General features: G+C 69.4%; 19 protein-coding genes and 1 tRNA gene. 5 read left to right on the forward strand and 15 right to left on the reverse strand.

What is annotated here, in order from left to right; all coding sequences use genetic code 11:
* Positions 1–4: 4 nt before the first annotated feature.
* Positions 5–1,330, reverse strand: a complete 1,326-nt coding sequence (locus ACIBK5_RS43270; RefSeq protein WP_399028956.1) for an ABC transporter substrate-binding protein — start codon at positions 1,328–1,330, stop codon at positions 5–7.
* 399 nt (positions 1,331–1,729) lie between these two features.
* On the opposite strand from ACIBK5_RS43270, the gene ACIBK5_RS43275 reads away from it, so the two are divergent.
* On the forward strand, positions 1,730–2,785 hold the full coding sequence (locus ACIBK5_RS43275) for a LacI family DNA-binding transcriptional regulator (RefSeq protein ID WP_399028958.1): 1,056 nt from the start codon (positions 1,730–1,732) through the stop codon (positions 2,783–2,785).
* Between the two features lie 30 nt (positions 2,786–2,815).
* Here the strand turns inward: ACIBK5_RS43275 and ACIBK5_RS43280 are convergent, their stop codons facing one another.
* From ACIBK5_RS43280 to ACIBK5_RS43300, 5 genes are all read right to left on the reverse strand, one after another.
* Positions 2,816–4,006, reverse strand: coding sequence for an MFS transporter (locus ACIBK5_RS43280; protein WP_399028960.1), 1,191 nt, complete (start codon positions 4,004–4,006; stop codon positions 2,816–2,818).
* A 95-nt stretch (positions 4,007–4,101) separates the two neighbouring features.
* Positions 4,102–4,174: transfer RNA gene (locus tag ACIBK5_RS43285), tRNA-His, on the reverse strand.
* 115 nt (positions 4,175–4,289) lie between these two features.
* Complete coding sequence (gene orn, locus ACIBK5_RS43290; RefSeq protein WP_399028962.1) at positions 4,290–4,892, reverse strand: oligoribonuclease; 603 nt, start codon at positions 4,890–4,892, stop codon at positions 4,290–4,292.
* A gap of 133 nt (positions 4,893–5,025) precedes the next feature.
* Positions 5,026–6,288: a helix-turn-helix domain-containing protein gene (locus tag ACIBK5_RS43295; RefSeq protein WP_399028964.1), complete on the reverse strand. Its 1,263-nt coding sequence runs from the start codon at positions 6,286–6,288 to the stop codon at positions 5,026–5,028.
* A gap of 377 nt (positions 6,289–6,665) precedes the next feature.
* On the reverse strand, positions 6,666–6,998 hold the full coding sequence (locus ACIBK5_RS43300) for a hypothetical protein (protein ID WP_189723843.1): 333 nt from the start codon (positions 6,996–6,998) through the stop codon (positions 6,666–6,668).
* Positions 6,999–7,303: 305 nt separating this feature from the next.
* On the opposite strand from ACIBK5_RS43300, the gene ACIBK5_RS43305 reads away from it, so the two are divergent.
* Both ACIBK5_RS43305 and ACIBK5_RS43310 read left to right on the forward strand, forming a co-directional pair.
* A complete protein-coding gene (locus tag ACIBK5_RS43305) occupies positions 7,304–7,831 on the forward strand; it encodes a universal stress protein (protein ID WP_399028966.1) in 528 nt (175 codons plus the stop codon).
* Between the two features lie 114 nt (positions 7,832–7,945).
* Positions 7,946–8,506, forward strand: coding sequence for a GPR1/FUN34/YaaH family transporter (locus tag ACIBK5_RS43310; protein ID WP_399028968.1), 561 nt, complete (start codon positions 7,946–7,948; stop codon positions 8,504–8,506).
* A gap of 160 nt (positions 8,507–8,666) precedes the next feature.
* On the opposite strand, the gene glmS is transcribed toward ACIBK5_RS43310, so the two are convergent.
* Together glmS and ACIBK5_RS43320 are read right to left on the reverse strand one after the other, a co-directional pair.
* Entirely contained in the window at positions 8,667–10,484 is a 1,818-nt protein-coding gene (glmS, locus tag ACIBK5_RS43315) for a glutamine--fructose-6-phosphate transaminase (isomerizing) (protein WP_399028970.1), read from the reverse strand.
* A gap of 12 nt (positions 10,485–10,496) precedes the next feature.
* A complete protein-coding gene (locus tag ACIBK5_RS43320; RefSeq protein ID WP_399028973.1) occupies positions 10,497–10,754 on the reverse strand; it encodes a hypothetical protein in 258 nt (85 codons plus the stop codon).
* A 165-nt stretch (positions 10,755–10,919) separates the two neighbouring features.
* Between ACIBK5_RS43320 and ACIBK5_RS43325 the strand changes: the two genes are divergently transcribed.
* Complete coding sequence (locus ACIBK5_RS43325) at positions 10,920–12,485, forward strand: fibronectin type III domain-containing protein (protein ID WP_399028998.1); 1,566 nt, start codon at positions 10,920–10,922, stop codon at positions 12,483–12,485.
* A 12-nt stretch (positions 12,486–12,497) separates the two neighbouring features.
* Here ACIBK5_RS43325 and ACIBK5_RS43330 read toward each other — a convergent pair whose 3' ends face one another.
* Complete coding sequence (locus tag ACIBK5_RS43330; RefSeq protein WP_399028975.1) at positions 12,498–13,379, reverse strand: DUF4429 domain-containing protein; 882 nt, start codon at positions 13,377–13,379, stop codon at positions 12,498–12,500.
* 95 nt (positions 13,380–13,474) lie between these two features.
* On the opposite strand from ACIBK5_RS43330, the gene ACIBK5_RS43335 reads away from it, so the two are divergent.
* Positions 13,475–15,064 (forward strand): beta-N-acetylhexosaminidase, encoded by a 1,590-nt coding sequence (locus ACIBK5_RS43335; RefSeq protein WP_399028977.1) that lies wholly within the window; start codon positions 13,475–13,477, stop codon positions 15,062–15,064.
* Between the two features lie 143 nt (positions 15,065–15,207).
* On the opposite strand, the gene ACIBK5_RS43340 is transcribed toward ACIBK5_RS43335, so the two are convergent.
* The 6 genes from ACIBK5_RS43340 to ACIBK5_RS43365 form a co-directional block, all read right to left on the reverse strand.
* Positions 15,208–16,977 carry an IucA/IucC family protein gene (locus tag ACIBK5_RS43340; protein WP_399028979.1) on the reverse strand — a complete coding sequence of 590 codons (1,770 nt, stop codon included), beginning with the start codon at positions 16,975–16,977 and terminating at the stop codon, positions 15,208–15,210.
* Complete coding sequence (locus ACIBK5_RS43345; RefSeq protein ID WP_399028982.1) at positions 16,974–17,525, reverse strand: GNAT family N-acetyltransferase; 552 nt, start codon at positions 17,523–17,525, stop codon at positions 16,974–16,976. The genes ACIBK5_RS43340 and ACIBK5_RS43345 overlap by 4 nt, the downstream gene beginning before the upstream one ends.
* Positions 17,522–18,799 carry a lysine N(6)-hydroxylase/L-ornithine N(5)-oxygenase family protein gene (locus tag ACIBK5_RS43350; RefSeq protein ID WP_399028984.1) on the reverse strand — a complete coding sequence of 426 codons (1,278 nt, stop codon included), beginning with the start codon at positions 18,797–18,799 and terminating at the stop codon, positions 17,522–17,524. Before ACIBK5_RS43350 ends, ACIBK5_RS43345 begins: the two co-directional genes overlap by 4 nt.
* Positions 18,783–20,225 carry a lysine decarboxylase DesA gene (desA, locus tag ACIBK5_RS43355; protein WP_399028986.1) on the reverse strand — a complete coding sequence of 481 codons (1,443 nt, stop codon included), beginning with the start codon at positions 20,223–20,225 and terminating at the stop codon, positions 18,783–18,785. The genes ACIBK5_RS43350 and desA overlap by 17 nt, the downstream gene beginning before the upstream one ends.
* A 150-nt stretch (positions 20,226–20,375) precedes the next feature.
* Positions 20,376–21,233 (reverse strand): siderophore-interacting protein, encoded by an 858-nt coding sequence (locus ACIBK5_RS43360; RefSeq protein WP_399028988.1) that lies wholly within the window; start codon positions 21,231–21,233, stop codon positions 20,376–20,378.
* Between the two features lie 123 nt (positions 21,234–21,356).
* Complete coding sequence (locus ACIBK5_RS43365) at positions 21,357–22,400, reverse strand: ABC transporter substrate-binding protein (protein WP_399028990.1); 1,044 nt, start codon at positions 22,398–22,400, stop codon at positions 21,357–21,359.
* Positions 22,401–22,659: the final 259 nt, after the last annotated feature.

The following is a 22,659-nucleotide window of genomic DNA, read 5'->3' on the forward strand; positions in this document are numbered from 1 at the left end:
CGGGTCACTGGTCCAGCTTGTTGTCGATGGTCTTGACCGCGGACTCCCAGGCCTCCTTGGCCGACTTGCCCTTCGTCACCAGGATCACGCCGTTGTCCGACAGGCCCTGCATGATGATCTGGTCCTTCGGACCGATCACCTGGACCGGAGCGGCCTTCGCGGCCTCGGCGAAGATCGGGCCGATCTCCTGCTTACCCGTCATCTCGTTCGTGGCGCCCGTCACTTCGGGCATGGTGTAGGAGGACGGGGCGCTCGGGAAGCTGGCCTGCACCTTGAACAGCTTCGCCTGCTGCTCCGGCGCGGTCAGCCAGGCCACGAACTTCTGGGCCTCCTTCACGTTCTTGCCGCTCTTCGGCACGGTGAGGAAGGTGCCGCCCCAGTTGCCGCCCTTGGGCGCCTCGGCCACGGCCCACTTGCCGGCCGCGTCCGGCTTCGCGTTGCCCTTGATCGTGCCCAGCATCCACGGCGGGCAGGCGATCGAGGCGAACTTGTTGTTGGCGATCGTGGAGTTCCAGGACGGCTGGAACTGCGTCTGCGACTGCACCAGGCCCTTCTCGGCGGCCTCGGAGGTCAGGTCGAAGGCGGCCTTCACGGCGGGGTTGGTCTTGTAGATGACCTTGCCGGAGGCGTCGTAGAACTTCTCCTTCTCGCTGCCCAGGATCGCGTTGATCAGACCGCCGGGGGAGTCCATGAAGAAGGTGCCCTTGGGCGCCTTCGACTTGTAGCGCTCGCCGACCTCGACGAGCTTGGCCCAGTCACCGGCCCACAGCTTGCCGACCTCGGCCGGGTCGGTGGGCAGTCCGGCCTGCTTGAAGAGGTCCGTGCGGTAGCAGATCGCCATCGGGCCGACGTCGGTGCCGAGGCCGATCGTCTTGCCGTCCTTGGTGGTGGCCTGCTGCCACTTCCAGTCCAGCCAGTTGCTCTCGCTCACGCCCGAGATCTTGGACATGTCCTCGAGCTTGTCGGCCTGGGTGGCCGTGACCTCGGCGATGTTGGCCACTTCGACAGCCTGGACGTCGAGCAGACCGCTGTTGGTGGTGAGGTGGTTCAGCAGCGCCGGGTAGTAGTTCTCGTTCCGCTCGACGACGTTCTGCTCGATCTTGATCTTCGGGTTGAGCTTCTCGTACTCGTCGTAGAGGCCGGCCTCCTTGAAGCCCATGGTGCCGAAGAGCCCCACCGAGATCGTGGTCTTGCCGCTGCTGTCGCCGGACGAGGAGCCGGAACTGTCGTCGCCGCCGTCGTCGGCACAGCCGGCCAGCAGCCCGGCGCCCAGCGACGCGACGGCCGCGACGACCATCGCCTTGCGGGCGGTTCGGATGCGTGCTCGCATGTCGTCCTCCTGTTGCCCTGACGTGCCGACCCCCCGGCCAACTGCATTGTTGGACCCGTTTTTACTCGCTTCGGCTCGGGCGGGGAACGTGCGGGTTGTGTATGTGTCAGGTACTGTGGGAGCGCTCCCACCGGTGATGTGTTGAAGGTTGTCCGGTCGGGGCGGGGGTGTCAAGGGACCGGACAGGGAGAGATGCGTTCAGTTATCGGGCCGTTAACTGGACCCGGACCGGGGCCCGTTGCGACGCGGTCCGGCGGTGCCGAGCCGGCCGGACCGGCTTGTGGAGGCTCAAGCGGAGGCCGGGGGCGGCAAGCCCTCGGCGGCGGTCACTACAGCTGACGAGCCTGTTAAATTCCAGGCCAGCCGCAGAGTGCGGGTGTGGACGGGAAGGCGGAGCCCATGGCAAGCCACGGAGCGCGGGGCCGAAGCGGTGGCCGGCCCACCCTCGAAGAGGTGGCGGCGCGCGCCGGTGTCGGCCGCGGCACCGTCTCCCGGGTGATCAACGGCTCGCCCCGGGTCAGCGACGCGACCCGCGCGGCCGTCGAGGCGGCGGTCGCGGAGCTCGGCTACGTCCCGAACACCGCGGCGCGCGCCCTGGCGGCGAACCGCACGGACGCGATCGCGCTGGTCGTGCCCGAGCCGGAGACCCGGTTCTTCGCGGAGCCGTACTTCTCGGACATGCTGAAGGGCGTCGGGGCGGCGCTCTCCGACACGGAGATGCAGCTGCTGCTGATCTTCGCGGGCAGCGACCGCGAACGCGCCCGTCTCGCCCAGTACCTGGCGGCTCATCGGGTGGACGGTGTCCTGCTGGTCTCCGTGCACGCGGACGACCCGCTGCCCGACCTGCTGGCCCAGCTGGAGATACCCGCCGTGATCAGCGGCCCGCGCTCGTCGGCGGAGACCCTCCCGTCGGTCGACTCCGACAACTACGGCGGGGGCCGCCAGGCCGTCGAGCACCTGTTGTCCGGTGGCCGCCGCCGGATAGCCCACATCACCGGCCGTCTCGACGTCTACGGCGCCCAGCGCCGTATCGACGGCTACCGCGACGCCCTGAGCGACGCGGGCCACGAGCCGGACGAGGCCCTGATCGAGGCGGGCGACTTCACGGAGGAGGGCGGCCGCCGTGCCATGGCGGCCCTGCTGGAGCGCCGCCCCACCCTGGACGCGGTCTTCGCCGCCTCCGACGTCACCGCGGCCGGTGCCCGCCAGGCCCTGCGCGAGGCGGGCCGCCGCATCCCCGATGACGTGGCACTCGTCGGCTACGACGACTCCGCCATCGCCCGCCACATGGAGCCGCCCCTCACCAGCGTCCGCCAGCCCATAGAGGAGATGGGCCACCGCATGATCGACCTCCTCCTCACGGAGATCGCCGACCGCCGCCCCTCGGCGTCCCGGGGCCTGGAACGCCGCCAGATGGTCCTGGCCACGGAGCTGGTGCCCCGGTCGTCGTCGTGACAGCCGTGACAGCCGTGACAGTCGTGCGAGTCATGTCCTGGCCGGGGCCGGCCGCCGGAGCAGATAGGCGGCCGCCGTCGAGACCAGGACCGCCATGCACGCGATGAACACCAGGCCCGCGCCCTCCAGACCGATCGGGCCCGCCAGCAGGCCCACGCCGATCACCGGGACCGAGATGCCCGCGTAGGCCACCACGAACAGGGCCGAGATCACCGCGGCGCGCTGATGCCCGGGCGAGGCCCCGGCCACCTCGGACAGCGCCCCGCGGAACGCCAGCCCCTGCCCGGTCCCGCCGATGAGCGCGCTCAGCACCACCAGCGCCATCAGGTCCCACCGCAGCGCCCCCGCGAGCAGGGCGAGCCCGGCGAGAAGCCCGGCGCATCCCAGCGGCAGGGAGCGCCGTACACCGACCCGGCCGACCGCGAGTTGGCCGGCGGTCGAGGCGAAGAAGGCCAGCGCGACGATCAGCCCGCTCACGGCGTGGTCGGTCACACCCAGGGACTCGGCGAGGAACTCCGGGCTGACCGACGTGAACACCCCGAACAGCGCGAACCCCACGAACGAGGCGGTCGCCGCCGGCCCGAACACCGCCCGCACCCGCGGGGGCAGAGCGGGCCGCTGCGGCCGTACGGTGCGCAGCGGCCGCCGCTCCCGCACGGTCTCCGCGAGCCTCAGCAGGACGGCGGCGGAGGCGGCCACCAGGGCGAGATGCGTGACGAAGGGCAGATACAGCGGCCACGGCGCGTACTGCGCGAGCACCCCGGACAGCAGCGGACCGCAGCCCAGTCCGCCCATGTTGGCGGCGGTCGCCACGAACGTGGCCCGGGAGGCGCCGCCCTCGGGTGCCAGCTCCATCACATACGCGGTGGCCGCCCCGGTGAACAGCCCGGCGGACAGTCCCGACAGCAGCCGCCCCGTGTACAGCCAGCCGAGCCCGGTGGCGCACAGGAAACAGACGGCGCTCGCCGCGGCGAGGCCCAGGCCGCACAGCAGCACCGGGCGTCTGCCCACGGCGTCCGAGGCGTCGCCGACCAGCAGCAGCACGCCGATGACGGCGAAGGCGTACAGGGCGTACACCACGGTCACCGTCAGCTCGGAGAATCCGAACTTGTCCTGATAGAGGGGGTAGAGGGGGGTCGGCAGCGTGGTACCGGCCATGCATACGGCGAACACCGCCCCACTGAGCACACACGCGCGCCACTCTCGGCGTCCACCGTCCATGCCGCCGACGGTAGCCAGCCTGCCGTGTCGCCCCGGAGAGGCGCGCAAAAAGCTTCAGCCGGTGGCTTCGTCGAAGCCACCGGCTGATTACTCAGGGTGAGTGACGGGACTTGAACCCGCGGCATCCTGGACCACAACCAGGTGCTCTACCAGCTGAGCTACACCCACCATGACCGGCTTGGAGGTCCCTGACTTCCTGACCGGCCGAGAAAAAGTGTACAGGGTCCGAAGGGGTGCTCGCGCCCGGCTTTCGCGGCGCCCCCCGTCGGGCCCCCGGATGTCCTTACTGAGCAGGCAGGACGTGCTTCGCGGCGATCGTCTTCGCCGTGTCCGAGTCGGGCCCGGGCTGCGGGACGAACACGGCCTCGCGGTAGTAGCGCAGCTCCGCGATGGACTCGCGGATGTCGGCGAGCGCGCGGTGGTTGCCGTTCTTCTTGGGGCTGTTGAAGTACGCCCGCGGGTACCAGCGGCGGGCCAGCTCCTTGACCGACGAGACATCGACGATCCGGTAGTGGAGGTAGTCCTCCAGCGTCGGCATGTCGCGCAGCAGGAAGCCGCGGTCCGTGCCGACGGAGTTGCCGCACAGCGGGGCCTTGCCCGGCTCCTTGACGAACTCCCTCACATACGCCAGGACCTGCTCCTCGGCGTCCTTCAGCGTCGTGCCGTCCGCCAGCTCGGCGAGCAGCCCGGACGCGGTGTGCATCTGACGCACCACGTCCGGCATCGTCTCCAGCGCCCGGTCCGGCGGCCGGATCACGATGTCCACGCCTTCGCCGAGCACGTTCAGCTCGGAGTCGGTCACGAGGGCGGCCACCTCGATGAGCGCGTCGTCCGACAGCGAGAGGCCGGTCATCTCGCAGTCGATCCACACCATGCGATCGTTCATGTGTCTAACCTTACGGCCCACTGCCCCGAGCTCGGCCCGTCCGTGCAGCGACCTCGTGGTCGAGGGCCGGCCCGCTCCGAAACGGCGCCGGGCCCGCGGGGAGGTCGTCCTCCCCGCGGGCCCGGTCACCGGCTCAGGTCGCGCTGCGCTGCCCCGGCAGACTCGCCCGGGCGGATATATAGGCCTCCCGGCCGTTGTCGGACGCGGCCGCCGACAGTGCCGGGGACGCCCCGACCGCGCTCGCGGCCGCCGTACGGCGGGACTGGAGCGGGACCGGGTGCTCCGGGTGCAGCGCGGCGGGCGCCTGGCCGGGATGCCCGGTGTGGCCGGGCATGCCTCCCGGTCCGCCGTCGACGTCCTGCTGGGGCCGCTCGGCCTGCGGACGCCGGGCGCGGTACGCCGCCCGGTAGGCGGCCGGGGACGAGCCCAGCTGCCGCCGGAAGTGCCCGCGCAGGGCGACCGGCGACCGGAAGCCGCAGCGTCCCGCCACCTCGTCCACCGAGTAGTCCGACGTCTCCAGCAGGCGCTGCGCCTGGAGCACCCGCTGCGTGATCAGCCACTGCAGCGGGGCACTCCCGGTCAGCGAGCGGAAGCGGCGGTCGAACGTACGCCGGCTCATGTACGCGCGTGCCGCCAGTGTCTCCACGTCGAACTGTTCGTGGAGGTGCTCCAGCGCCCAGGCGACGACCTCCGCGAGCGGGTCGGCGCCGATCTCCTCCGGTAAAGACCTGTCGAGGTAGCGCTCCTGGCCGCCCGACCGGCGCGGCGGGACCACCAGACGGCGGGCCAGCGCGCCGGCCGCCTCGTTGCCGTGGTCCGTCCGCACGATGTGGAGACAGAGATCGATTCCGGCCGCGGTGCCCGCCGACGTCAGCACGTCCCCGTCGTCGACGAACAGCTCGCGCGGATCGACGTGCACCGACGGATAGCGCTTCGCCAGCGTCGGCGCGTACATCCAGTGTGTCGTCGCGGGCCGGCCGTCCAGCAGGCCCGCCGCCGCGAGGACGAAGGCGCCGGTGCACAGCCCGACGATGCGGGCGCCCTCCTCGTGGGCGCGGCGCAGCGCGTCGAGCGCCTCGTCCGGTGGCGGAGAAGTGATCGAACGCCAGGCCGGTACGACGACCGTGCCCGCCCTTGAGATCGCTTCCAGGCCATGCGGTGCGCTGAGTTCGAGGCCCCCTGTGGTCCGCAGCGGGCCGTCCTCACCGCCGCACACCAGCAGTCGGTAGCGCGGCACGCCGGCGTCCTGGCGGTCGATCCCGAACACCGACAGTGGTATGGAACTCTCGAAGATGGGGCCGCCGCTGAACAGCAGCACCGCGACGATCTCCTTGCGGCGTCGCCCGGAAAGCTTCCGGACGCCGGCTTCCGGCGCGGCAGTGGAGTCGTGGCTCATACTGCTAAGCCCCCCTCGGTGGTCGCGGCTCCTCGGTTGTGTCGCTCCTGCACGTTTCCCCTCGGTCCTGCACGAGTCCCCCGCCGTAGACAGTCAAGATCGAATCTACTGTGTCCCGTCGTGCCGAGGTGGCCGGTTCGGCACTCGGCACATTGTCGACTTGGCAACTTGGCGTGAAGCATTCGATCACGAAGCGTTGCACTCGTGGGGCGTGCAGGGAAGTGCGCCTTGTCGCGGTGGCCAATCCGCGTAGGGTGCGCAGGCCCCCTGAGGCCCTTTCCGTGCAGGTCGAACGAGGGTTGGGGGGTGCTTCGGCAGGGTGATGCACAGGTACGAGAAGTTGGCTGAAAACCAACGTGCACGTGCACTGAAACCGGTCAGCCGACCGGTGTATCTCCTCCAGTGTGCCGTCCGCCCCGATGTGACCCCGTTCCGGTGCGGTGGTGCCGTCCCCGGTGGGGTGCCCGGTCCTCGGCCGCCAGCCGGGCCGCGCCGCGCTCGGACTGGCGCAGCAGCACCCGGCAGGCGCCCGTGACGGCGGCGAGCCCTAGGGCCGTGCCGGCGGCACCGGCCAGGGAGCTGCCGTAGCCGAGGAGTACGACCGGGACGAGCAGGCAGCTGAAGGCCGCCCAGCGAACCACATCCGTCGCGGTGTCCCGCGGCGGCGGGGCCGCGCGGTCCGCCTCGGCGGCGATGCTCGGTCCGGACATGGGCGCTCCCTGTGGCGTGACTCACGGGGTTCAACGCGCGGCCGGGGCGTCGGTCACTGGGTGAGCCGATCACCACCACGGGTAAGTGAATCCTGTGCAAACCGCCTGTACAGCGCAGCAACCATTGCGTTACGGGCGTCGCCTCGTGCATGCTCCCTGGAACCCGCACGCACGGTGAGCGGGATCTGGGCTGAGGAGGCGTGCCGCCGTACCCTTGGGGGTATGGGGCTGGAAAGACCATTCCCGGACACAGCTCAGCCGCACACTGTTGTCCCCCATATAAGGATCACGACGCCGAGACAGCCATGGCCGGTCACGAATTCTTCGAACCAGCGGACCGCAAGCGGCCCGTCGCCGATCCCACGGCGGCCGAGCCCCTGGCGGCGGAAGAGCCACGCCATTCCTGCGATCCCGCCTTCAAGCACGGCGTCGTCGTCGGATTCGACGGCTCCACGTCCAGTGAACGCGCCCTGGCCTATGCGATCGGGATGGCCCATCGCTCCGGGTCGGGTCTGGTCATCGTCCATGTCGCCAACCGGCTGCCGACCACGGTGTGGGCCGGCTGCGAGCCGCCCGTCTTCGTGGACGTGCCGGACCACCGGACCGAGGTGCTCGGGCTGGAGCTGGCGTGTGCGGAGTATCTCTCCGAGGTGCCCTGGATCCTCGTCGAGCGGGGCGGGGACATCTGCCACGAACTCGAAGAGGTCGGCCGGGAGTACGAGGCCGACGCGATCGTCGTCGGGTCGAGTCACGGCATCGTGGGGCGCATCTTCGGCTCGGTCGCGGGGCGGCTCGCCAAGCGGGCGCAGCGGCCGGTCGTCGTCATCCCCTGAGTTCAACTCCCTTGGTGCCACGCGTGAACCTACTCGCGCGTAGAGGTGTTTGTGCCCTTGTGAAGGGCATATACGGAGCACCGCACAACTGCACATGCACGAAGGGAGCCCGCCGTGGACAAAGACGTCTCCGCGGGAAGCGGAATCACGACCGTGGCCGGTCGACTCGCCCTCGGAATCACCCTGTTGGCCTTCGGGCTGGGGCATACCGCTGTGATCGACGGGGTGTCAGCTTCTGACGCGACATCAATCGCCCAGTACGTGGGCGGTATCGCACTCTTCGTCGCCGGGCTGATGGCCCTGCGGGAGGGGGACTCCGCCGGTGGTACGGCGTTCTCGGTGCTCGGGGCGCTGTGGTTCACGTGGGCCGTGGCGGGCGGCGCCGCCGGTAACGAGGCCGGGCTGTTCCTGCTGTTGTTCGCCCTTGTGGCGCTGTCTTTGACCCTCGCGGGTGAGGACCAGCTCGGTCAGGGGATGTACGGGCTGTTCTTCGTCGCCCTGTTGCTCATGGCGATCGCCGAGTTCGCCGGTAACGAGGGGCTCGCCAAGGTGGGTGGATGGTTCGCCGTGGCCTCGGGCGCGGTGGCCTGGTATGCGGCGACGGCGGTGCTCGCGCACTGGCCGACGGTGCTTCCGCGGCGTGCTGCCGGTCGGGGCGTGACGGCCACCGGCTGAATTCGGCAGCCGATGCCGGGGTATTGGGCGGCCCCGGCGTGTGAAAACGGACCCCCTGTGCGCTTGGTGGCAGCGCGTGGGGGTCCGTCCTCTTGTTTGGCCTGTGCGGGTGCGTGGGGGTTGATCGCGCAGTTCCCCGCGCCCCTGACAAGAAGGCCGATTACTCCACTGTCACCGACTTGGCGAGGTTCCTCGGCTTGTCGATGTCCCGGCCCAGGGCCAAGGCCGTGTGGTACGCGAGGAGTTGGAGGGGGATGCCCATCAGGATCGGGTCGAGTTCGTCCTCGTTCTTCGGGACGACGAGCGTCTCGTCGGCCTTCTCCTGGTGCTGGTGGGCGACCGCGAGGATCTTGCCGCTGCGGGCCTTGATCTCCTCCAGGGCCGCGCGGTTCTTCTCCAGCAGGTCGTCGTCGGGGACGATCGCGACCGTCGGGAGGGCCGGCTCGATCAGGGCCAGCGGGCCGTGCTTGAGCTCGGAGGCGGGGTAGGCCTCGGCGTGGATGTAGGAGACCTCCTTGAGCTTCAGGGAGGCCTCGCGGGCCACCGGGTAGCCCCGGACGCGGCCGATGAAGAGCATCGAGCGGGCCTCGGCGAACTGCAGGGCCAGCTTCTTGACGTCCTCCTCGTGCTCCATGATCTCGGCGATCTGGGCGGGCAGCTTCCGCAGGCCCGCGATGATCCGCTTGCCGTCCCGGACCGAGAGGTCACGGGTGCGGCCCAGGTGGAGGGCGAGCAGGGCGAAGGCGACCGTGGTGTTGGTGAAGCACTTGGTGGAGACCACGCAGACCTCCGGCCCGGCGTGCACGTAGATGCCGCCGTCGGCCTCGCGGGCGATCGCCGAACCGACCACGTTCACCACGCCCAGGACCCGTGCGCCCTTGCGCTTGAGCTCCTGCACGGCGGCGAGGACGTCATAGGTCTCGCCGGACTGGGAGACCGCGACGTAGAGGGTGTCGGGGTCGACGACCGCGTTGCGGTAGCGGAACTCGGAGGCGGGCTCGGCGTCGGCGGGGATACGGGCCAGTTCCTCGATCATCTGGGCGCCGATCATGCCCGCGTGGTACGAGGTGCCGCAGCCGAGGATCTTCACGCGGCGGATCCGGCGGGCCTCGCGGGCGTCCAGGTTGAGGCCGCCCAGGTGCACGGTGGAGAAGCGGTCGTCGATGCGGCCGCGCAGCACGCGGTCCACGGCGTCGGCCTGCTCGTGGATCTCCTTGTGCATATAGGTGTCGTGGCCGCCCATGTCGTACGACGCCGCTTCCCACTCCACGGTGGTGGGCTCGGCCGTCGTGCGGGTGCCCTCCGTGGTGTAGGTGCGGAAGTCGTCGGCCTTGAGGGTGGCCATCTCGCCGTCGTCCAGGGTGACGATCTGGCGGGTGTGGGCGACCAGCGCGGCGATGTCCGAGGCGACGAACATCTCCTTCTCGCCGATGCCGAGGACGACCGGGGAGCCGTTGCGGGCGACGACGATCCGGTCGGGGAAGTCGGCGTGCATGACGGCGATGCCGTACGTGCCCTCGATGACCCGGAGGGTCTCGCGGACCTTGTCCTCCAGCTTGGTCGCCTGGGAGCGGGCGATGAGGTGGGTCAGCACCTCGGTGTCGGTCTCGGAGAGGAACTCGACGCCGTCCGCCTCCAGCTTGCGGCGCAGGTCGGAGGCGTTGTCGATGATGCCGTTGTGCACGACGGCGACCTTGCTGTCGGCCGACATGTGCGGGTGGGCGTTGACGTCCGAGGGGGCGCCGTGGGTGGCCCAGCGGGTGTGGGCTATGCCGGTCGTGCCCTTGAAGCGGGCCGGGACCTTGGCCTCCAGGTCGCGCACGCGGCCCTTGGCCTTGACCATCTTCAGGCCCGACGTCTTCGGGGACGTGACGACGATGCCCGCGGAGTCGTAGCCGCGGTACTCCAGGCGCTGGAGGCCCTCCAGGAGCAGGGGAGCGACGTCACGCTTGCCGATGTAGCCGACAATTCCGCACATAGATACGTATTCCTAGCCGTAGACGATGCGTCGCAGCTGCCGGAGCGAGAGTTCCGGCGGTGCCACCACGCGATATTTCAGATCCGCCTCGATCCGTTCGAAGATCGCCGTGTTCACCAGGCCCTGGGCCTGGAGCTCACGGTGGCGGCGACGGACGTACTCCTCGGTCGTCTCGTCGAAGTACGCGAGCACGTCCTGGATCACGCGCAGCGCCTCGCCCCGGCTGAGGGGGCTGGACCGCGTCAGATGATCAACGAGTTCGTCGTGCACTCGCTAGATCCTGAGGCACCGGCAGTACTTTCGCAAGAAATCTGCCCGGTTTCGGGCAGATGAGTGTTGGAACACTTATGGGACGCCCATGGGAGTCTGATGGGTGATTGTTCCCCGGGCGGATGTGTCAGGGGAGCAATTTGTGGCGCCATGGACATACCTCGTATGGGCGTACCCGAGCGGCTCGCCGAGCGCATGAGCATGGCTGAGCAGCACGAGTACCTGCGCGCCAGATTCTCCCGGCGCACGATGATCAGAGGCGGTGCCGTCACGCTCGGCGCCGTCGCGGGTGGCGCCTTCGTTCCGGGTGCCACCGCCCAGGCGGCCGTACCGACCGCCCGCACCGCCCCCGCGACCGAGACCGTCGACGGCGCCTTCGTCGCCCCCTTCGGCCGCCACCTCGCCTACGGCGCCGACCCGCGCACGGAGATGACCGTCTCCTGGCAGGTCCCGGTCGCCGTCAAGAAGCCGTTCATCCGGATCGGCGCCCACCCCACCGACCTCTCCCGGAAGATCGACGCCGAGGTCCGCACCCTCTTCACACCCGCCGGAGTCGGCGCCAGCGGCAACCACACCCAGTACTACGTGCACGCCGAGCTGACGCATCTGCGCCCGGGCCGGACGTACTACTACGGCGTCGGCCACCAGGGCTTCGACCCGGCCGCCCCGCACCTGCTGGGCACCCTCGGCACCTTCACCACCGCCCCCGCGCACCAGGCGCCCTTCACCTTCACGGCCTTCGGCGACGAGGGCGTCAGCTACCACGCGCTCGCCAACAACAGCCTGCTGCTCGGCCAGAACCCGGCGTTCCACCTGCACGCGGGCGACATCGCGTACGGCGACCCGACCGGCCAGGGCAGGACCGACGACACCGGCTTCGACTCGCGCGTGTGGGACCAGTTCCTCGCCCAGACCGAGTCCGTCGCCAAGTCCGTCCCGTGGATGCCCGCCTACGGCAACCACGACATGGAGGCCTGGTACTCGCCCAACGGCTACGGTGGCGAGGAGGCCCGCTGGAACCTCCCGGGCAACGGCCCCGACAAGAAGAACCTGCCGGGCGTCTACACCTTCGTCTACGGCAACACGGCGGTCATCTCGCTCGACGCCAACGACATCTCCTTCGAGATCCCCGCCAACCTCGGTATCTCGGGCGGCACCCAGACCAAGTGGCTGGAAGCCCAGCTGAAGAAGTACCGCGCGTCGAAGGACGTCGACTTCATCGTGATCTTCTTCCACCACTGCGCCTACTGCACCTCCACCTCGCACGCCTCGGAGGGGGGCGTGCGCCAGGAGTGGGTGCCGCTGTTCGAGAAGTACACGGTGGACCTGGTCATCAACGGCCACAACCACCAGTACGAGCGCACGGACGTCATCAAGGGGAACAAGGTGGCCAAGAAGCTGCCCATCGGCGGCACGGCCTACCCCGAGACCGACGGCGTCGTGTACGTCACGGCCGGTGCGGCGGGCCGCAGCCTGTACGCCTTCAGCGCCCCGCTGTCCTACGAGGGCTACGAGCAGAACGTGGACTCCGTGGCCTCGTTCGTCAACGTCAAGGGCGGCAAGCAGAACGAGACCGTCGCCTGGTCCCGGGTGCGCTACCTCGACTACTCCTTCCTGCGCGTGGACGTCACCCCCGCGCCGAAGGGGCGGACGGCCACGCTCAAGGTGCGCGGAATCGCCGAGAGCGGTGAGCAGGTGGACCACTTCACGGTGGCGCGCCGGGCCAAGTAGCGTCCAGGGGCGCTACATCCGCTTGAGGATCGCCTGCTTCGCGAGCGCGAACTCGTCGTCCGTCAGGACGCCCGTGCGGTGCAGTTCGCCGAGCTCGCGCAGGCGGCGCAGGAAGGCGTCGTGGTCGTCCTCCGTGGGCGCGACCGGAAGAGAAGGCGTTTCCGGTCGCGCCTCCGGTACGTCGGCGGTGGTCCCGGCCGGGTGCGGAAGCCTGGCCTGGACCGCCGCCGCGACCAGTGCCATCAGCGGGTCCTTCTTGAAGCCCCACAGCTCCACGGAGTTGGGGTCGTACTTGGGCGGGGCCTTGGTGGGCGCGTTCCGCACGGTGAAGCGGACGTAGCCGTTCTCCAGGCCGGCCGCCGGCTGCCACTCCACGGCCGTGATGTCGGTGAGCGCGAGCGTGCGGGCGCCGGCGGCTGCCTTGGCGTCCTCCGTCTTCCAGTTCCACTCCAGGCGTATGCGCTCACCGTCGAAACTCGCGGTGCCGTCCCCGGCGGAGACCGAGAGCGGCACGGCGGGCCCCGGCAGCAGGTACGCGGTCACCGGGTCGGCCGGCACCTGGTCCAGGAGCAGCGCGCTCCGCACCTCGTCCGTGAAGTACTCGGCCACCCCGTAGCGGTCGGACTCGACGAGCAGCTGGTACGGGTCATGGGGCTCGGTGAGCCGCCCGCCGGTCGCGTGCAGCAGCGGATCGGCACCGTCGCGCAGGCGCAGCCGCAGCCGCCCGCTCCTCTTGCCCTGCTCGAACGAGATCCCCGCCAACGCCCCGAGCGGGACGACCAGTTCACCCAGCTCCCTGCGCAGCAGGCTGACGTTCTTGTCCCGTCCGGGAGTCAGTCGCAGGGCGTCGCTGTCGAAGGCCCATGTGCCGTCCTTCTGGATGATTTCCGCCATGGGGTGGATTGTTCCACCAGTCTCACGAGAGAGTGGTCCAGACCTCTTAGGGCTCAATGGCTCGTGGAAGGGACACGCTTGTGAGAGACGGCCGTGTGAGACAGCACCACAGAACGCTCCGCCTTCTCGGTTCCCTGCTGCTGGTCGCGATGGGCGTCTCCGTGACCGGAGCCGCCCCCGCACCGGCGGCCTCGCCCACTCCGCTGGACCGTGTGGTCCCCGCGCCCGCCTCGGCCGCCCCGAGCGGGTCCGCCTACCGGATCACCCGCGGCACGCACATACGCGTCGACGGTTCCCTCGAGACCCGGCGCATCGGCGAGTACCTCGCGAAGATCCTCCGGCCGTCCACCGGTTACCGCCTCCCCGTCACCGACCGTGGCGCCGGAGGCATCCAGCTGCGGCTCGCCGAAGGCCCCTTCGGCGCCGAGGGCTACCGGCTCGACAGCGGGCGCAAGGGCGTCACCATCACCGCGGCGAGGCCCGCCGGCCTCTTCCACGGCGTGCAGACCCTGCGCCAACTGCTCCCGGCGGCCGTCGAGAAGGACTCCGTCCAGCCCGGCCCCTGGCTGGTCGCCGGCGGCACGATCAAGGACACCCCGCGCTACGGCTGGCGCGGCGCCATGCTCGACGTCTCCCGGCACTTCTTCACCGTCGACCAGGTCAAGCGCTACATCGACCAGTTGGCCCTCTACAAGATCAACAAGCTGCATCTGCACCTCAGCGACGACCAGGGCTGGCGCATCGCCATCGACTCCTGGCCTCGGCTGGCCGCCTACGGAGGTTCGACGGAGGTCGGCGGTGGCCCCGGCGGCTTCTACACCAAGGCCGACTACAAGGAGATCGTGCGGTACGCCTCCTCCCGCTATCTGGAGGTCGTCCCCGAGATAGACATGCCCGGCCACACCAACGCGGCGCTGGCCTCCTACGCCGAGCTGAACTGCGACGGTGTCGCTCCGCCGCTCTACACCGGGACCGAGGTCGGCTTCAGCTCGCTGTGCGTCGGCAAGGAGATCACGTACGACTTCGTGGATGACGTCGTGCGGGAGCTCGCCGCGCTGACTCCGGGCAAGTACCTCCACATCGGGGGCGACGAGGCGCACTCCACGAGCCATGAGGACTACGTGGCGTTCATGGACCGGGTGCAGCCGGTCGTCGCGAAGTACGGCAAGACGGTGGTGGGCTGGCACCAGCTGACCGGGGCGACCCCCGCTAAGGGGGCTCTCGCGCAGTACTGGGGGCTCGACAGCACGAGTGCGGAGGAGAAGGCGCGGGTGGTGAAGGCCGCGCAGGGTGGGACCGGGCTGATTCTGTCCCCGGCGGACCGGGTCTATCTCGACATGAAGTACACGAAGGACACGCCGTTGGGGTTGTCGTGGGCGGGGTACGTTGAGGTGAAGCGGTCTTACGACTGGGATCCCGGGGCTTATCTGCCGGGGGTGCCGGGTGGGGCCGTGCGGGGGGTCGAGGCGCCCATGTGGTCGGAGACGCTGGAGAATTCAGGGCATATCGAGTTCATGGCGTTTCCGCGGTTGCCGGGGGTCGCGGAGTTGGGGTGGTCGGCGGCTTCGTCGCGTGACTGGGAGCGGTACAAGGTGCGGCTTGCTGCGCAGGCTGAGCGGTGGGATGCGCTGGGGATTGAGTGGTATCGGTCGCCGCAGGTGCCGTGGGGCTCCGCCGGGCGGTGATTCGTCTGCGGGTGCGTGGGGGCTTGTCGCGCAGTTCCCCGCGCCCCTAAAAGATTGCGCAGTTCCCCGCGCCCCTAAGGCAAAAGAAGGGCATGACGGGCACCCCGGAGGACCGTACTCCGGGGTGCTCGTCTGCTTGGGGGTCAGAACTCCGTGATGGGGTTCTTGAGGGTGCCGATCAGTTGGAGGGCGCCGGAGGGGTCCGAGAGGTCCACCATCTGTTCGTTGTTGCGGAGCTGGAGGCGGTTGAGGCAGGAGAGGGAGAACTCGGGGGCGAACATGTCGTACTGCTTGAACTTGTCGGCGAGTTCCGGCATCGACTCCTGGTAGGCGCGGGTGACGTCCGCGACCGTGCGCCAGAAGTCGTCCTCCTCCAGGATTCCCTCGGTGGCGAGGTTCGCCGCGAGGAAGCGGAAGAAGCAGTCGAAGACGTCCGTGAAGATGGAGAGGAGCTTCTTGTCCTCGGGGACCTCGACGCGCAGTCGCTCCACCGTCGGCGGCAGGACCGCGTCCGGGTCCATGACGGCGATCTCCTCGGCGATGTCCTTGTAGATCGCCCGCTGCACGACCCCGTCCTCCAGCACGAGGATGACGTTCTCGCCGTGCGGCATGAAGACCAGGTCGTAGGCGTAGAAGCTGTGGAGGAGGGGCGTGAAGTAGGCCCTGAGGTAGTGGCGCAGCCACTCCGTGGGGGTGAGGCCCGACTGTTCGATCAGCGCGCCCGCGACCGAGGCACCCTCGTGGTCGACGTGGACCAGGGACGCCATCGTGGCCAGCGACTCGCCCTCCTGGAGGGACGGCACCGGGCTCTCCCGCCACAGCGCGGCGAGCATCTTGCGGTACGGCGAGTAGCGGTCGGTCGCCTGCCCGTACTCGAGGTGCCGGTAGCCGACCGCCGCGCGCTCCTTGATGATCGACAGGCCCGTGGACTTCAGCACCGGGTCGCCCTCGATGAGCTGGGCCAGCCAGTCGTTGATCGCCGGGGTGGCCTCCATGTAGGCGGCCGACAGACCGCGCATAAAGCCCATGTTGATGACCGACAGCGCGGTTTTGACGTAGTGCTTCTCGGGGCTGGTCTTGTTGAAGAAGGTCCGGATGGACTGCTGGGCCAGGTACTCGTCGCCGCCCTCGCCCAGGCAGACCAGGTGCCCGCGGGCGACCTCGGCGGCGAAGGTGACGGTGAGCTTGTTCCACCACTGCCAGGGGTGGACCGGGATGAACAGGTAGTCCTCGGGGTCCTTGCCCTGGTCGCGCAGGACGCCGTGGAAGCGCTCGACGGTCTCGGCGCCCAGCTCCTCGCGCAGGAACGACTCGTACTCGATGCCGACACCGGCCGTGAAGGCCGCCCGCGAGCGGTGGGCCGCGAGCCAGACGAGCCGGACCGGGCTCGCCGTCTCCGGCGCGTACGACAGGTACTCGTGGATGCCGAAGCCGAGCCGCCCGTTGTTGGCGACGAAGCAGGGGTGGCCCTCGGTCATACCGGTCTCGATGGCCTGGAAGTCGCCGCGCGCCAGCTCGGCCGCGGTGATTTTCGGCTTGGTGAGCTTGTAGCAGGTGCCGGAGAGGGTGGAGGAGATCTCCTCCAGGTAGACCGGCAGGATCTGCTCGCTCAGGCCCAGGGTGTCCTTCAGCTCGATGAAGAAGTCCAGGGCGGCGAGGGGGAGTTCCGCACCGTCACGGTGCCGGGTGATCGAGCCGGCGTCGACCTGCCAGTGGTCCAGGGCCCGGCGGGCGGCGGAGAAGGCGTACTGGGTGAGGCCGTCGTCGCTGCGGACGATGTAGCGCTCCCCGTCCTTCTCGGGGGTGATGAGCCGCTCGTGCGCGAACTCGGCGAGGGCTTTGCGGATCAGCAGGCGGTTGGCCTGGTCCCAGCGCTCGGGGGACAGGTGCGCCACGGCGTCGGACAGGGTCATATCGCTACTCCTCGGGCCGCCAGGTACTGCTCACGCGTGCAGAAGCTCAGCAGCGCGCGCTTCTCCGGCTTGTCGATCTCGCGCTCGGGAACGAAGCCGACGGCCTCGTTCAGCGCGTGTACTGCCTTGTTGCTGACATCGGGCTCCACCACGACCCGGCGGGTGCGCGGGTCGGCGAACAGCTCGTCCATCACGGCGGTGATGACGGCCTTGGTGAAGCCGTGGATCGGCCGGTCGGTCGGCGCGACCAGGAAGTGCATGCCGACGTCGCCGGGCTCCGGGTCGTACAGGCCTTCCAGCTCGACGTACCGGGGGTCGTACGACTCCATCAGGAACGCCGGGCGGCCCTCGTGCAGACCGAGGTACGCGTGGTGGTACTCGTGCGCCGCGATACGCATGTACTCGCGCTCGACGTCCTGTAGTTTCGCGTCCTGCATCATCCAGTAGGACGCCTTGGGGTGCGTGACCCAGGAGTGCAGCAGCTCGGCGTCCTTCAGGGGGTCGAGCGGGCGGACGGTGAGGGTGCCGATTCCGGTGGTGGCGCTCATACGGCGAACTCCTGGAACGCGATGGTCTTCTCGACCGGGTAGTACTCGCTGCCGAGCAGCTCCCGGATGATGTACGCGTTCCGGTACGGGCCCATGCCCAGGTCGGGGCTGGTGATGCTGTGGGTGTGGACGCCGGCGTTCTGGAGGAAGACGCCCCGGCCGGTGACGTCGACGGCGTAGTTGCGGGCCACGTCGAAGTTGCCCTGGGAGTCGTAGACCAGGCGGTCCTTGACGGGGGCGAGGAACTCCGGCTCGGCGTACTTGTAGCCGGTCGCGAGCACCAGGCCCTGCGAGTCCAGCTCGAAGTCCTTGCCCTGCTCCTCCTGGCGGAAGCCCAGGGTGTATGTGCCGTTCTCGTACGTCGCGCTGTTCAGCGAGGCGTTGGTGATCAGCCGCGTGGGGACGGGACCGCCGAGGTTCTTCTGGTAGAGCAGGTCGAAGATCTCGTTGATCAGGTCGCCGTCGATGCCCTTGAACAGGCCCTTCTGCTCGGCCGTGAGGCGGTAGCGGGTCGCCTCCGGCAGCTCGCGGAAGTAGTCGACGTACTCCGGGGACGTCATCTCCAGCGTGAGCTTGGTGTACTCCAGCGGGAAGAACCGCGGGGAGCGGGTGACCCAGTTCAGCCGGTAGCCGTGGACGTCGATCTCGCTGAGCAGGTCGTAGTAGATCTCGGCGGCCGACTGGCCCGAGCCGACCAGGGTGATCGAGTCCTTCTTCTGCAGCTCCGCCTTGTGGCTCAGATAGCGGGAGTTGTGCAGGAAGTCGCCGCCCAGGTCCTGGCAGGCCTCGGGGATGTAGGGCGGGGTGCCCGTGCCGAGGACGAGCCGGCGGGCGCGGTAGACGTCTCCGGCCTCGGTGTGCACGACGTAGAGGTCGTCCTCGTAGCGGACCTCCGTCACCGTCGTGCCGAAGCGGATGCTGCTCAGCTTGTTCGCGGCCCAGCGGCAGTAGTCGTCGTACTCGACGCGCAGCGGGTAGAAGTTCTCGCGGATGTAGAACGAGTACAGCCGGCCCTTCTCCTTCAGGTAGTTCAGGAAGGAGTACGGGGACGTCGGGTCGGCGAGGGTGACCAGGTCCGACATGAACGGGGTCTGGAGGTGGGCGCCGTCGAGGAACATTCCCGCGTGCCACTCGAAGTCGGGCTTCGACTCCAGGAAGACGCCGTCGAGTGCGTCGATCGGCTCGGTCAGGCAGGCGAGGCCGAGGTTGAAGGGGCCGAGCCCGATGCCCACGAAGTCATGGGTTTTGGTCGGGTTTTCAGGACGCGCGGTCAAGGGACTCTCCCAGGTACTGCTCGGCATGGCCGGCGATCAGATCGAGGACGGCGGCGATGTCGGACGCCTGCGTCTCGGGGTTGAGCAGGGTGAACTTCAGGTAGTGGCGGCCGCCGACCTTGGTGCCCGCGACGATGGCGTCACCGGAGGCGAACAGGGCCTTGCGGGCGTAGAGGTTGGCGCGGTCGATCTCGGACGGGTCGGTCACGGCCGCCGGGATGTAGCGGAAGACCAGGGTGGACAGGCTCGGCTCCACGACCACGTCGTAGCGCGGGTCGGCGGCGAGCAGCTTCCAGCCCTCCCGGGCCAGCTCGCAGACCTCGTCGAAGAGCTGCCCGATGCCGTCGGCGCCCATGGTCCGCAGCGTCATCCACAGCTTGAGGGCGTCGAAGCGGCGGGTGGTCTGCAGGGACTTGTCCACCTGGTTGGGGATACGTTCCTGCACCATCCGGCGCGGGTTGAGGTACTCCGCGTGGTAGGTGGCGTGCTGGAGGGTCGCCGCGTCCCGGACGAGCACGGCGGAGGAACTCACCGGCTGGAAGAAGGACTTGTGGTAGTCGACGGTGACCGAGTCGGCGCGCTCGATGCCGTCGATGCGGTCCCGGTGCTGCACGGAGGCGAGCAGACCGCAGCCGTAGGCGGCGTCGACGTGCATCCAGGTGCCGAACTGCTCGCACAGCTCGGCGATCTCGGGCAGCGGGTCGATGGAGCCGAAGTCGGTGGTGCCGGCGGTGGCGACGACGGCCATGGGGACGAGGCCGGCTTCCTTGCAGCGCTCCAGCTCGCGGGCGAGGGCGACGGTCTGCATGCGCTTGTCGTGGTCGACGGGTATGGAGACCACGGCGTCCTGGCCGAGTCCGAGCAGCTTCGCGGACTTCTTCACGCTGAAGTGGCTGACCTCGGAGGCGAAGATGCGCAGTTTGGCGAGGGAGTCGGTCTTGGACTCCTCGCGGGCGAGCAGCAGCGCCTGGAGGTTGGACTGGGAGCCGCCGGAGGTGAACACGCCGTCGGCGGCGGGGCCGAGGCCGATGCGCTCGTTCGTCCAGTCGATCAGTTTCCGCTCGATGAGCGTGCCGCCGGCCGACTGGTCCCAGGTGTCCAGGGAGGAGTTGACGGCGGACAGGACCGCCTCGCCGAGCACGGCCGGGATGACGACCGGGCAGTTGAGGTGGGCGAGGTAGCGGGGGTGGTGGAAGTAGATCGCGTCCCGGAGGTAGACGTCCTCCAGTTCGTCGAGCACCGCGGTCGTGTCGTGCAGCGGCTGGTCGAGGTCGATCTCGTCGATGCGGGGGGAGAGGGCGTCGACGCTGACGCCGGTGAAGGGCCGGTCGGTGGCGGCGAGTTTGGCGGCCACCCGCTCGACTCCGTCGGTCACGGAGCGGCGGTACTGCTCCGCGGTGGTGTCGTTGAGCAGGTGCGAGCGCATGTGGGGGTCCTCCGGTGGGGACAGTCCGGTCGGGACAGGGGTGGGCTGAGCCGCGGGGGTTGAACTTAGGTAAGCCTAACCTAAGTTGCATGGGGGGAGGGCTGGCTCTGCCGTGACTGTGGTCACGCGTGGGTCATCGATGAACGGCGGTCATCCTTCCGCGCGGAGTTGCTCCTCGCTCACTCCGCGGCGCCAGTAGCCGACGAACGTCACCCGGCGGCGGTCGATCCCGCGCTCCCGTACGAAGTGCCGGCGCAGCTGCTTCACACAGCCGGACTCGCCGGCGATCCAGACGTACGGCCTTTCGGCGGGCGGGAGTTGGGTGTCGCGGAGGGTGTCGAGGACCATGGGGGAGCCCTCGACGGTCCGCTCCTCCTCCCGGATCAGCCAGGTGATCTCGACGTCGGCCTCGGTCGCCAGGTCCTGGATGTCCCCGGCGTGCGGGACCTCCAGCCAGACCCGGGCACGGGTTCCGGCCGGCAGTGCCTCGACGATGGCGGAGGCGGCCGGTACGGCGGTCTCGTCACCCCAGACGACCACGAGGTCGGTGTCCTCGGGCGGCCGGAAGCGGATCGCCCGGTTGTCGGCGATGGCCGGCCCGAGCAGCAGGACCCGGTCCCCGGCGGCGGCCCGGTCGGCCCAGCGGGAGGCCGGACCGGCCTGGACGGTGGCGCCCGGCTCGATGCCGTGCAGGGCGAAGTCGATGTCGATCTCGTCCGGGTCGCGGCGCAGTGCGCGCAGGGTGTACGACCGCATCACGGCCCGTACGTCGTCCGGGAGTTCGCGCCAGCCCTGCCACCACCCGTCCCCGAGCTCGAGCGGTACGACCGGCTCGGGCTGCCCGGGGTGGGGCAGGAACAGCGACAGCGACTGGTCACGCCCGTCGGAGTGGAAGGCGTGCAGATCGGGCCCGCCGAACGTGACACGGACCAGAGACGGACCGAGCCGCCTCGTCCGCACGACCTGGAGTGAGAAGAAGCGGAAGGGAGCGGCTACGGCGGTGGTCATACAGACTCCTGATGTGTGGTCAGGGGCGGTGGGCGACGCCCCTCAGGGGCGCGGGGAACTGCGCGACAAGCCACACACGGCCCGCAGCCGCAGCCGTTGCGCAGCCCCCACGGCGCTGAACGCCTAGCTGACCTTCTTCGCGCTCTCGATGGCCTTCGTCAGGTTCTCCACCATCGGCACGCACTTGTCGTACGACAGAATCGGCTCGGCCGACCGCGAGATGACCTGCTTGGCCTTCACCGCCGGCAGCTTCTTCCATGTCGCCTCGGAGATGTTCGCCGGCTGGATCGCGGAGGAGCGGTCGTCCATCATGATGATGTCCGCCGGGTACTTGTCGACGTTCTCCCAGCTCAGGCTCTCGAACCAGCCGCCACCCTGCGCCTTGGCCTTCTCCGGCGGCTCGACGAAGTTCACGCCGAGGGACTTGAAGTACTCCAGGTCGACGGAGAGGTTGGTGCCGGAGACGTAGAAGAGCTCCTGGCTCGCGGAGCCGACCAGCACCTTGATGTCGGGGTGCGCCTTGGCGGCCTTGCGCAGCCGCTCGGAGGCCTCCTCGAACCGCTTCTTGGCGTCGGTGGCCTTGGCGGACTTCACGTCGCCGCCGAGGGACTCGGCCAGCTCCCACATGCGCTGCAGCGGCTCGGTGAGCTGACGGTCGTAGACGGAGATACCGACGCTCGGGGCAAGCTTGGCGATCTTGTCCTTCGAGGTCTCCGGGACGTACCAGAGGGTGCCGGCGTCGTCGAACATCGTGCTGATCAGCACGTCGGGGGCGAGGGCGGCGTACTTCTCGACGCTGAACTGGTCCCAGGTGTTGCCGAGGATGGTCACCTTGCTGATGTCCATGTCGCCGGCCTGGACGTCGGGCTTGCCGTCCTGCGTCTTGGTCGGGCCGAAGACGCCCTTGACCGAGACGCCGTAGTCGTGGAGGGCGGCGGCGACGCCGGTGAAGGCGACGATGTTCGCGGGCGTCTTCTTCAGCGACACGTTCTTGCCGCGGTCGTCCTTGAAGGACCAGGGGCCGGACTTGCCGCCCGCCGCCGCGTCCGAGTCGCCGTCCTTGGAGTCTCCACTGCCGCAGGCGGTCACGAGGGCGCCGAGTCCGAGGGCACCCCCGGCGGCGAGGATGCCGCGTCGGGAGAAGCGGGCGGTTCTGGCGTTCGACATGGCTGAGTCTGCTTTCGTGCGTACGGAGCCACTGCGGGCACGGCTGACAGCCGCTTGGCTGGATTCAAGCTTAGGCTAGCCTAACCTCAGCACGTGTCCAGGGGCCCCTGGGGTGTGTGCCCGGCCCGGAGCGCGGAAATGGGGGGGGGGGGGGGGGGGGGGGGGCGGCCCCCCCCGCCCCCCCCCCGGCCCGGGGGGCTTACGCCCCCCCCCCCACACCACCCCCCGGCACAAAGGGGGGGCCGGCACGCGGCCCGCC

Origin of the sequence: Streptomyces sp. NPDC050546 (assembly GCF_044457425.1) — a bacterium.
GTDB lineage: Bacteria > Actinomycetota > Actinomycetes > Streptomycetales > Streptomycetaceae > Streptomyces.